10 protein-coding genes are annotated in these 11,912 nt (G+C 40.6%); 7 read left to right on the forward strand and 3 right to left on the reverse strand.

From position 1 onward, the window contains the following. Positions 1 to 51 precede the first annotated feature (51 nt). A complete protein-coding gene (locus P3L40_RS03385; protein WP_196732357.1) occupies positions 52 to 1,452 on the reverse strand; it encodes an amidohydrolase in 1,401 nt (466 codons plus the stop codon). 121 nt (positions 1,453 to 1,573) lie between these two features. Continuing rightward, positions 1,574 to 2,422, reverse strand: a complete 849-nt coding sequence (locus tag P3L40_RS03390) for an EamA family transporter (RefSeq protein WP_196732355.1) — start codon at positions 2,420 to 2,422, stop codon at positions 1,574 to 1,576. Positions 2,423 to 2,811: 389 nt separating this feature from the next. Here P3L40_RS03390 and nhaA point away from each other — a divergent pair, with 389 nt between their 5' ends. Further along, positions 2,812 to 3,987 carry a Na+/H+ antiporter NhaA gene (gene nhaA, locus P3L40_RS03395; protein ID WP_004905642.1) on the forward strand — a complete coding sequence of 392 codons (1,176 nt, stop codon included), beginning with the start codon at positions 2,812 to 2,814 and terminating at the stop codon, positions 3,985 to 3,987. Between the two features lie 189 nt (positions 3,988 to 4,176). Then, positions 4,177 to 5,097 (forward strand): transcriptional activator NhaR, encoded by a 921-nt coding sequence (gene nhaR, locus P3L40_RS03400; RefSeq protein ID WP_004914690.1) that lies wholly within the window; start codon positions 4,177 to 4,179, stop codon positions 5,095 to 5,097. Between the two features lie 55 nt (positions 5,098 to 5,152). Here nhaR and rpsT read toward each other — a convergent pair whose 3' ends face one another. Then, a complete protein-coding gene (rpsT, locus tag P3L40_RS03405; RefSeq protein WP_004914688.1) occupies positions 5,153 to 5,413 on the reverse strand; it encodes a 30S ribosomal protein S20 in 261 nt (86 codons plus the stop codon). 588 nt (positions 5,414 to 6,001) lie between these two features. Between rpsT and ribF the strand changes: the two genes are divergently transcribed. From ribF to ispH, 5 genes are all read left to right on the forward strand, one after another. Beyond that, complete coding sequence (ribF, locus tag P3L40_RS03410; RefSeq protein ID WP_210853492.1) at positions 6,002 to 6,940, forward strand: bifunctional riboflavin kinase/FAD synthetase; 939 nt, start codon at positions 6,002 to 6,004, stop codon at positions 6,938 to 6,940. Between the two features lie 28 nt (positions 6,941 to 6,968). After that, positions 6,969 to 9,779 carry an isoleucine--tRNA ligase gene (ileS, locus tag P3L40_RS03415; RefSeq protein WP_136134516.1) on the forward strand — a complete coding sequence of 937 codons (2,811 nt, stop codon included), beginning with the start codon at positions 6,969 to 6,971 and terminating at the stop codon, positions 9,777 to 9,779. Continuing rightward, entirely contained in the window at positions 9,779 to 10,282 is a 504-nt protein-coding gene (gene lspA, locus P3L40_RS03420) for a signal peptidase II (protein ID WP_210853490.1), read from the forward strand. The genes ileS and lspA overlap by 1 nt, the downstream gene beginning before the upstream one ends. Before the next feature lie 82 nt (positions 10,283 to 10,364). Next, positions 10,365 to 10,835: an FKBP-type peptidyl-prolyl cis-trans isomerase gene (gene fkpB / locus P3L40_RS03425; RefSeq protein WP_004905629.1), complete on the forward strand. Its 471-nt coding sequence runs from the start codon at positions 10,365 to 10,367 to the stop codon at positions 10,833 to 10,835. Continuing rightward, positions 10,816 to 11,769, forward strand: a complete 954-nt coding sequence (gene ispH, locus P3L40_RS03430) for a 4-hydroxy-3-methylbut-2-enyl diphosphate reductase (protein WP_004905626.1) — start codon at positions 10,816 to 10,818, stop codon at positions 11,767 to 11,769. The genes fkpB and ispH overlap by 20 nt, the downstream gene beginning before the upstream one ends. The last annotated feature ends 143 nt before the right edge of the window (positions 11,770 to 11,912 follow it).

The raw sequence follows: 11,912 nt of genomic DNA on the forward strand, positions 1-11,912 counted from the left end.
AAAGCTAGAATGGCTGACTGAGCATATTGCCAAGTCAGCCATTTTTTTATCTTATTTTACGACTTCACCACTAGCAACCACAGTTTCGCGGACTTTACTGGCAAAATCTTGAGCTTCTTTGATAATTGTATTTTCATCAGCAGTCAGTATTTTACGGTCTTGCATTAATACTTTGCCATCAACAATAGTATGGCGAACATTGGCTCCATTTGCGCCATAGACTAATGCGGCATAGGGGCTATACATAGGAACCATATTTGGTGATTTGGTATCAATAACAATGATATCAGCTAATTTCCCTGCTTCGAGAGAGCCGAGTTTGTCTTCCATATGTAATACCCGCGCAGAGCCCATGGTCGCCATCTCAACAACGGTGACTGGTGGCATCGCTGCTCTATCTTTATTGGCTAGTTTGTGAATTTTACCGACTAAATTTAGCTCATTTAACGTCGTTAGCGTATTACTCGACATTGGTCCATCCGTTCCCAAACCAACGCGGATCCCTTTTTCCAGCATGGTTGTCACAGGGGCAACACCTTTAGCAGACTTAGTATTCGCACTGATATTATGCGCAACGCCGACATCATACTGCTTGAGTAGATCCATATCCTTTTCATCAACCATAATGGCGTGCGCTGCAATAACTTTATTATTCAGTGCGCCAATGTCAGCCATATATTGTACAGGGCTTTTCCCTCCTGTACGTTTGGCTATTTCTTCTTGTTCACGGTCAGTTTCCGCCAGATGGATCATTACTGGAACATTAAGTTCTTGAGATAATTTTGCTATTTTCTGTAAATGCTCTGTTGTATTGGTATAAGGCGCATGAGGCGCAAAAGCAGGGGTGATACGTGGGTGATCTTTGTATTGATTGATAAAGTTGACTGCATAATCGATACCTTCATCTGCATTTTTTGCATCAGCGACGGGAAATTGAATCACTGATTCCCCAAGAACCGCTCTTAGTCCAATTTTATCAACGGTTTTAGCCACTTCATCTTCAAAGTAATACATATCAACGTAAGTTGTGACGCCACCTTTAATCATTTCAATATTCGCAAGGTTGGCCCCAACTCGTACCATTTCACGGGAAACCATTTTATTTTCTAATGGGAAAATATAACGGTGTAAACGGTCTGGCACATCATCGGCTAAGGAACGAAACACGGTCATAGATGCATGTGTGTGAGTGTTAATTAGCCCTGGCATGACAATATCGCCATTAACATTCAGGACATTAGGTGCTTGATAATTTTGAGCAAGTTCAGGGCCACCAACCGCAATAATTTTATTGCCTTTGATGACAACCGTGCCATGGTCAATAACCTGTTTTTTAGCATCCATTGTTAAGATGGTTCCATCTACGATTATGGTGTCCGCGGGGATAGCTGAAAAACTAGGAAAAGAAGCACTAATAATGGAAATAGCCAGTAAAGATTTTAAAAGCGACATTTTGGCCTCATATCTGGTGAGAAAATATAACAATTATGGGTAAATAAAAAGCAATAATACGATTTTGAATAAAGCTAAATTAGTTGCTTGATAACCAAACATTCAAATAATAACAATTTTATTAATGACTTAATTTTGCTAATAAAACACCAAAAACAATAACAACACAGGCAATGACTCGCATGACGTTGAATTTTTCTTTAAGAAAAGCAATGGATAAAAACATGGCAAAGAGTACGCTAGTTTCTCTAACTGCGGCGACCATGACAATCGGTGCTTGGCTCATCGCCCATATGGCAATGCCATAGCTAATGAGTTGCATTAACCCACCTAGCAACCCTGAACGCCAGTATTGTTGAATTCCAACAAGTAAGGTACCACGATATTTGATAAGGCCAGGTACAGCTAACACAAGTCCATTTAAAAGAAACAACCAAAGTGTGTACACGACAGGGTCTTCACTTGCTCTGGCACCATAGCCATCGGATAGGGTATAGCAAGCCGTAAAGAAGGCGGTTGATAAGGCAAAAACTAGTGCTTTTCCTTTAATATTCAATGTGAATTTTTTACCCGCAAAAGCAATGAGCACTACGCCACTAATAATGCACAAAACACCAATAAGACCCATTAGTGGAATTAGCTCATTAAATAGCAAAGCACCTAGTACTGCTGTCATTAATGGCGCAGAACCACGTGATATTGGGTAAATTTGGCTTAAATCGCCATGTGTATAAGCCTGACTTAAAAAATAGGTATAGCCAATATGAAACAGTACCGATAACGCTAACCAATGGATAGCTTCTGGTGATGGTAGGCCTAACCAAAGTATTGCTGGTATCGCTAAGGCGCCAGAAAAAACAGAAATCATGACTAGGCCGAAAAAACGGTCATTACCAAATTTAACTATAGCGTTCCAGCTTGCATGGCAAAAAGCTGCAAACAGCACAGAAAGTAATACGTAAGTTGTCATCGTTAAATTGTAATCATTAGTATTTTATTAGCAATCTAAACACATTGTTTTGCGAAACGTTTGGCAAATATTTTGTAAATAGTCTTCCATATTTATCGTTTTTACAAAAGGTATCGAAGAAAGAAACAGGCAAGTTTTTCTTGTGCAAATAAAAGGGATAAATTTTGATGTACTAGAAAAGTTGAATTTATAAAGTCTGTTTATCACAAAATTTATTATTTGTTTTTATAAAAGTTGTCTATAGTAAAATTAACGTTTTTTTCTCATTTGCCGTGATCTCTAACCCAAATAAATCGGTAATTCCGAGTGTTAAGCGATAAATAAACGATTTTTTACGAATTAATAATTAGCATAGTATTAACATTCAAAAAAACATTGGGGTTAACTATATGACAGCAATTATTCGTAAATTTTTAAGGTTAGAAGCAGCAGGGGGCTTACTTCTGATTATTGCTGCCATAGTCGCTTTAATAATGGCTAACTCACCATTACAAGGGGCTTATCAGCAATTTTTAGATATTCCTGTATCCATTAAAATATCAGAGTTTGGTTTAGATAAGCCACTGATATTATGGATTAATGATTTCCTAATGGCGATTTTCTTTTTGGTGGTCGGCCTTGAAGTAAAGCGTGAATTATTAGAAGGATCCCTTGCAGGACGTGATAAAGCGATATTTCCAGCAATCGCAGCTTTAGGAGGGATGATTGCCCCAGCATTAATTTACTTATTATTTAATGGTGGAGATGCAGTTACCCAGCAAGGTTGGGCAATACCTGCCGCTACAGACATTGCTTTCGCGCTAGGTGTGATGGCCTTATTAGGTAAGCGAGTACCAACAGAACTTAAGGTGTTCTTATTAGCATTAGCTATTATTGATGACCTTGGTGTTATCGTGATTATTGCCTTTTTCTATACAAGTTCTGTTTCCTTGGTTGCATTGGGGTTGTCAGCACTGTGCATTGCCATTCTCTGTATGATGAATTGGCGTAGAGTAGAGAATACAGCGGCTTACTTAGTTATTGGGTTAATATTATGGGTGTGCATTTTGAAATCTGGAGTGCATGCCACATTAGCAGGGGTCATTGTTGGCTTCTTGATCCCTTTACATGGTACTAACCAGACCAAGCCTTCAGAAGAATTGGAACACGTTTTACATCCATGGGTTGTTTACTTAATTCTACCTATTTTTGCGTTTGCTAATTCGGGTGTGCAACTTCAAGGTGTGACTTTTGAAGGTTTGTTGAGCCCACTGCCATTAGGAGTCGCTGCGGGGCTAATTTTGGGTAAGCCAATTGGGATTTTTCTGTTTAGTTGGATTTCGGTAAAACTTGGGTTTGCAAAATTGCCAGAGTCGATTAATTTAAAACAAGTTTTTGCCGTTTCTGTACTGTGTGGGATCGGTTTTACTATGTCTATTTTTATAACCGGCCTCGCATTTGATGGGTTGGATGAGGTGTATAGTACCTATTCACGTCTAGGAATCTTGATTGGTTCTACGTTAGCTGCATTTTTAGGTTACTTTATGTTAAGAGTAGTGTTACCGAAACAAAAAGAACTAACCTAGTACAAGTTTATTGTGTAATTTTGCAAATTATTAGTAAGAATTTCCGAACTAATAATCTATGATATACCGTAGTGTGTTTTTTAATACACTACGGTATTCATTTTAAAGGCTCTGAAAAGTATGAGCTGCGGGTAAATGTGTATGGTCAATAGCGGTTACATAGCTAGTGACGGTACCGAAGGAATCGATATGCGGGTTTCACATCTTAATTTTAACCATCTTTACTACTTCTGGCATGTATGTAAAGAAGGCTCTGTCGTCGGAGCAGCAGAAGCGCTTTACCTGACTCCTCAGACAATTACAGGGCAAATAAAAGCATTGGAAGAGCGATTAGGTGGAAAGTTATTTAAAAGGCAGGGGCGAGGTTTGGTGCCATCTGAGCTTGGGCAATTAATTTTTCGCTATGCAGATAAAATGTTCATGCTTAGCCAAGAAATGCTAGATATCGTCAATTACAGCCGTGAATCTAATTTATTGTTTGATGTTGGGGTCGCAGACACGCTCTCAAAACAGCTAGTTAGTAAAATATTAGAGACTACGGTTGTTGAGCATGAACAAATTCATTTACGTTGTTTTGAATCAACGCATGAATTACTATTAGAACAGCTTAGCCAACATAAATTAGATATGATTTTGTCTGACTGCCCTGTGGACTCATCACAACAAGAAGGCTTGTTCTCGGTGAAGTTGGGTGAGTGCAATATGAGTTTCTTTTGTCGTCAGCCGATCCCTAAAAAGCCATTTCCTGAATGTTTAGAGGAACGTCGCTTATTGATTCCAGGGCGGCGATATTTGTTAGGTAGGCATATCTTAGCTTGGATACGAAATAAAAACCTGCAAGTAGAAGTGTTAGGTGAGTTTGATGATGCAGCGCTTATGAAAGCATTTGGCATGCATTATAACGCGATTTTTGTTGCTCCATCGCAGTATACACCTGACCTTTTAGGTGGCGAAGATATTGTAGAGTTAGGCCGTTTAGAAAGCGTAAAAGAAGAGTACTACGTTATTTTTGCAGAAAGAATGATCCAGCACCCAGCCGTGCAGCGAGTGTGTAATAAAGATTTCTCAGATTTATTTTCAGTTCCTCTTGATAGCTTAGATAAAAAATAGTAACAAATAAAAAACCGGCATAAGCCGGTTTTTTTAAGCTAATCAAGAAGCAAAATTACATTGCTTTGATTTGAGCAACTAAGTTAGCTTTATGACGTGCTGCTTTATTTTTGTGGATCAGGCCTTTAGTAGCATGGCGATCAACAATAGGTTGCATGTCATTGAATGCTTTCTGAGCAGCTTCTTTATCGCCTGCAGCGATAGCAAGGTAAACTTTCTTGATAAAAGTACGTACCATAGAGCGACGGCTAGCGTTATGCTGGCGACGTTTCTCTGACTGAACGGCACGTTTCTTAGCTGATTTGATATTAGCCAAGGTCCAACTCCCAAATGTATTCTATTGAGGACAATTCAAAGGTCGAGGAATATGCCCTTTCGCCCTTCATTTGTCAATGGATTTGTGCAAATAAACATCGTGTACTTCGATGCTCATGCGTTGTGAATGGTGCAAGATTCTATCAGCAAATATAAGAAGAATACAGATCTTAGCGTGAAAAAATGCATAATTGATGGCAGAAATTTAAAAAGAACTAAGGGTAAAAATATTTTTTAGTCTGTCAATCAGTGGGTAGTATGAAAATTAAACATGTTGTGGTTGTTTTTTGTTCTTTTTAATCGTTTGGTTATAACCATTGAAGTGTAAAACATAAAAATATAATATTTTTAGAGACCTTGGAACAAATTTGTTGTATTGATAATCCATTGGTTACCCCAAAGTTTTTGATATTCGAATCCAATAGCTCTGCTTGGGAGCGTAATAACCCACTAATTGCATAAAAATAGTGCGGAAAAAATCGTGTAGAGATCAAAAAAATAGGGTTTAATGAAACCTTTTGCGAACTAAGGTTAACCTTATGCGTCGTACAAGGTATAATCCTGCAATTTCCTCGGTATTGAGCCTGTTATGGAGCTAATTCGCGGTATACAGAATATCCGGGCGTGCCACCATGGTTGCGTGCTGACTATCGGTAATTTTGATGGTGTTCATCGTGGGCATCAGGTTTTACTTCAAAATTTGAAACTTAAGGGTGCGCAGTTAGGGTTGCCAACTGTCGTGATGATATTTGAGCCACAGCCCCTTGAATTTTTTATTGGTGACAAAGCGCCAGCGCGTTTGACGCGTTTGCGAGACAAAGTTAAATACCTTGCAGATAGTGGTATTGATTACCTCTTATGTGTTGAATTTAACCAGTACTTTGCGTCATTAACACCTGCTGAGTTTGTTTCTGACTTACTTGTCAGTAAGCTTGGTGTAAAGTACCTCGCTATAGGTGATGATTTCCGCTTTGGGAAAAATCGCATGGGGGACTTTGCTTTTTTACAACAAGCGGGTAGTGAATTTGGTTTTGAAGTTGCAGATACAGAAAGCTTTTGTGATTCAGGGCTCCGTATCAGCAGTACAGCGATACGAAGAGCCATTCAAGAAAATAATCTTGAATTAGCAGAAAGCCTATTAGGGCACTCTTATCGTATTAGCGGGCGAGTGGTTCATGGTAACCAACTTGGTAGAACAATAGGTTTTCCAACGGCAAACCTACCGTTAAAACGTTTAGTCACACCAGTAACTGGTGTATATGCTGTAGAAGTTTACGGTTTAGGTGATAAGCCTTTACCGGGTGTGGCAAATATTGGCACACGTCCGACTGTATCTGGAAAAGGAACACAGTTAGAAGTTCATCTGATTGATGCAAATATGGATTTATATGGGCGTCATATCGATGTAGTGTTACGTAAGAAATTACGTGATGAGCAGCGGTTTGCTTCGTTGGAAGCGCTTAAGGAGCAAATTGCTAATGATGTAATTGCAGCGAGAGAGTATCTTACTGCAATAGGAATCAGATAATTTAGCGGAAAATTGGAACTGAGAATCGATGAGTGACTATAAAAATACCCTGAATCTACCGGAAACAGGGTTCCCAATGCGTGGCGATCTCGCTAAACGCGAACCACAGATGTTAGAGCGCTGGTACAAAGAAGGTTTGTATCAGGCAATCCGTAAAGCAAAATCGGGCAAGAAAACCTTTATTCTGCACGATGGTCCTCCGTATGCTAACGGCAGTATTCATATTGGTCACTCAGTTAACAAAATTCTCAAAGATATTATTATTAAGTCCAAAGGGTTGGCGGGCTATGATTCCCCATACATCCCAGGTTGGGACTGCCATGGATTACCGATTGAACATAAAGTTGAACAAATCGTCGGTAAGCCAGGGGAAAAAGTTTCCGCTGCTGAATTTCGTGCACAATGCCGTCAATACGCTAAAGAGCAAATTGAAGGCCAAAAAGCTGATTTCATGCGTCTTGGTGTTTTAGGTGAGTGGGATAAACCTTATCTAACAATGGATTTTAAAACCGAAGCTCATATTATCCGAGCATTGGCTAAAACCATTGCAAATGGCCATTTAGTGAAGGGGGCAAAACCTGTTCACTGGTGTACTGCTTGCGGTTCTTCATTAGCGGAAGCTGAAGTTGAATATTATGATAAAACCTCGCCATCTATCTATGTTCGCTTCCCAGCCGTAGATGGCAAAGCTGTGTGCGAAAAATTTGGCATTGTTAGCGAAAAAACACCTTCGTTAGTCATCTGGACAACAACGCCTTGGACTTTGCCAGCTAACCGTGCGATTTCTTTAAACCCTGAGTTTAAATATGATTTAATCGAAGCAAATGGTGAGTTACTCATTTTAGCTGCTGACCTTGTCGAAGAGGTAATGAAAACGATAGGGGTTGAAGCGTGGGCAGTTCTAGGGGAGTGTGAGGGTTCTGCACTTGAACTTTTACGTTTCAATCATCCATTTATGGGCTTTGATGTGCCTGCAATTTTGGGTGACCATGTGACATTAGACGCGGGTACTGGTGCTGTTCATACTGCACCAGGCCACGGTCCTGAAGACTATGTGGTCGGTCAGAAATATGGCTTAGAAACAGCGAACCCTGTAGGGCCAGATGGTTGCTTCTTACCAAATACTTACCCAACATTAGATGGCGTGTTTATTTTTAAAGCTAATGACCTTATCGTTGAATTATTGAGCGAAAAAGGCGCATTACTATACAAACAAGCGATTCAACACAGCTATCCATGCTGCTGGCGCCATAAGACTCCAGTTATCTTCCGTGCTACGCCACAGTGGTTTATCGGTATGGATAAAAACGGTTTACGTGAACAATCGCTGAAAGAAATTGATATTGTTCAATGGATCCCGGGTTGGGGGCGCGCACGTATTGAATCAATGGTTGAAAACCGCCCAGACTGGTGTATTTCTCGTCAACGTACTTGGGGTACCCCAATGTCGTTGTTTGTTCATAAAGACACTGAAGAGTTACACCCTCGTACATTAGAATTAATGGAAGAAGTGGCTAAGCGTGTTGAAGTGGATGGCATCCAAGCATGGTGGGATCTTGACCCAGCAGAGCTGTTGGGTGATGAAGCCGAAACATATCGTAAAGTACCTGATACCTTAGACGTATGGTTTGACTCAGGTTCAACGCACTTTGCGGTTGTGGACGCACGTCCTGAATTCCATGGTAATTCAGCGGATATGTACCTTGAAGGGTCAGATCAACACCGCGGCTGGTTTATGTCATCATTGATGTTATCAACCGCAATGAAAGGTAAAGCACCTTATCGCCAAGTATTGACACATGGCTTCACTGTTGATGGCCAAGGCCGCAAAATGTCTAAATCTTTAGGCAACACAGTGAGCCCTCAAGATGTCATGAATAAACTGGGTGCAGATATCTTACGTTTATGGGTTGCATCAACGGATTACACTGGCGAAATCGCGGTTTCAGATGAAATTTTAAAACGCGCGGCTGACTCATACCGCCGTATTCGTAATACTGCACGTTTCTTACTGGCTAACTTAAATGGTTTTAATCCTGAAACCGACATGGTGAAACCAGAAGATATGGTGGTTTTAGACCGCTGGGCGGTGAGCCGTGCTTTAGAAGCTCAGCAAGAGATAGCCAAAGCTTATGATGAGTACGATTTCTTATCTGTTATCCAAAGATTAATGCATTTCTGCTCCATTGAAATGGGGTCATTTTATCTGGATATCATCAAAGACCGTCAATACACCGCGAAAAGTGATAGCTTAGCGCGCCGTAGCTGCCAAACTGCGTTATTCCACATTGTTGAAGCATTAGTGCGTTGGATGGCTCCGGTTCTGTCGTTTACTTCTGATGAAATTTGGAATGAGTTATCAGGAAAACGCGCTCAATTTGTTCTTACCGAAGAGTGGTATGACGGCTTATTTGGTTTAGATGAAACAAATGAAATGAACAACAGCTTCTGGGCTGAGTTGTTAGCGGTTCGTGGTGAAGTGAATAAGGTGTTAGAACAAGCGCGTACTGATAAGCTTATCGGGGGCTCATTAGAAGCCGCTGTGACTTTGTATGCGGATAAAGCTCTGGCTGAAAAACTACAAAGCCTTGGTGATGAATTACGCTTTGTTTTACTGACATCACAAGCCCATGTCGCTGATATTGCAACGGCTCCAGCAGATGCGCAAGAAAGCGAATTGAAAGGCCTAAAAATTGCTTTCAGTAAAGCGGCGGGTGAAAAATGCCCTCGTTGCTGGCATTATGCAAGTGATATCGGTTCTTCGAGCGAGCAACCAGAAATTTGTGGTCGCTGTGTCACTAACGTAGCCGGTAACGGCGAAACGCGTAAGTTTGCTTAATGAAGATGCCAGTTTGTTCTACCGGTTTGCGTTGGTTATGGTTGACCATTGTGATCATCGTTGCGGATTTAGGCATTAAGCAATTAGTGCTTAGTGATCTAAATCTGTACGAGCCACACCCGATAATGCCATTTTTCAACATAATGTACGCACAAAATTTCGGAGCGGCATTCAGTTTCTTGGCTGATGAAGGTGGTTGGCAACGTTGGTTCTTTGCAGGTATTGCAATTGGGATATCTGTAATTTTGATGGTTATGATGTATCGCCAAAGTGCACAAAAACGCCTATCAAATATTGCTTATGCATTGATTATTGGCGGTGCTATCGGTAATTTAAGTGACCGTTTAGTCCATGGCTTCGTTATCGATTACCTTGATTTTTACGTTGGTAATTGGCATTGGCCGACATTTAACCTAGCGGATATGGCGATATGTATTGGTGCGGCACTTGTCATTTTTGAGGGTTTTTTACCTGATAAATCAAAGCAAGAAAAAGCCAAATAAGATGGCAGCGTACTAGGTTAGAATGTAATAACTCACAGCCCAGATTTTCTGGGCTGAATTTTATGATAAATAGGTTTGGTTTATGTCTACTCAAATACAGGCACAGAGCTCTGTTTTACTGCATTTCACATTGAAATTGGAAGATGGCTCTACGGCTGACTCCTCGCACGCACAAGGAAAGCCTGCGTTATTTGTTTTAGGGAATGACTCCTTATCGCCAGAACTTGAAGCCCAATTGATTGGACTTAATGAAGGTGAAAAGAAAAGTTTTTCACTGCCCGGAGATACTGTTTTCGGGAAACATAACCCTGACTTAGTTCAATATTTTTCATTGCGTGATTTTATAGAAACAGGCATTCCTGAAATTGGTACGATAATGCTATTTACGGCGATGAATGGCAGTGAAATGCCAGGTGTAGTAAAATCAATTGAAGGTGAGTCGATTACTATTGATTTTAATCACCCTCTCGCAGAGCAGCAGATTAGTTTTGATATCGAAGTGCTTGAAGTAGACCCGCAATTGGAGAATCACAATGCAAATATTAATGGCTAACCCTCGTGGGTTTTGTGCAGGCGTAGACCGCGCAATTAGCATCGTAGAAAGGGCGTTAGAAATATATGGTGCTCCGATTTACGTTCGTCACGAAGTGGTTCATAACCGTTATGTTGTTGATGATTTACGTCAACGTGGTGCTATCTTTATTGAGGAAATCTCAGAAGTACCAGATGGGTCTATTTTGATTTTTTCTGCGCATGGCGTTTCCCAAGCTATTCGTCAAGAAGCTCGCTCTCGCGATCTCACCATGTTATTTGATGCGACTTGTCCTTTGGTTACGAAAGTTCATATGGAAGTTGCACGCGCTAGCCGTAAAGGCAAAGAGGCTATTTTAATTGGCCACGCTGGGCATCCAGAGGTCGAAGGTACGATGGGGCAATATAGCAACCCTGAAGGTGGGATGTATCTTGTTGAAAGCCCAGAAGATGTTTGGAAACTGAAAGTGAAAGATGAAAATAATCTCTCTTTCATGACACAAACAACGCTTTCTGTTGATGATACTTCTGATGTCATTGATGCGCTGACATCTCGCTTTCCAAGTATCGTTGGGCCCCGTAAAGACGATATTTGTTATGCAACGACTAACCGCCAAGAAGCAGCGAGAGAGCTTGCAGAACGCGCTGACGTTGTTTTAGTCGTCGGTTCTAAAAACTCATCAAACTCAAATCGTCTTGCGGAGTTAGCTTCGCGTATGCAAAAACCTGCCTATTTAATTGATGGTGCGGAAGATATTAAAACGGAATGGTTAGCGGATAAAAATATTATCGGCTTAACAGCAGGGGCATCTGCTCCAGATATTCTAGTTAGGCAAGTTATTGATAGACTTAAAGAATTAGGGGCTGATTCTGTTGTTGAATTGCAAGGGCGTGAAGAAAATATCGTCTTTGAGGTCCCTAAGGAATTAAGGGTTGAGGTTAAAGAGATTAATTAATCATTTGATTTCAATTATAGGAACAGCCGCTTTATGATTTATTCCTTAGCGGCTGTTGTAACCTATCAGTTCATATAGTCCCTTTCATCGTTTCTTTCCATTAAAACTTTTACTGATAATCCTCGTGTTCTCTACGCTTTTGT

The organism is Providencia sp. PROV040, from assembly GCF_032706145.1.
Lineage (GTDB): Bacteria > Pseudomonadota > Gammaproteobacteria > Enterobacterales > Enterobacteriaceae > Providencia > Providencia hangzhouensis.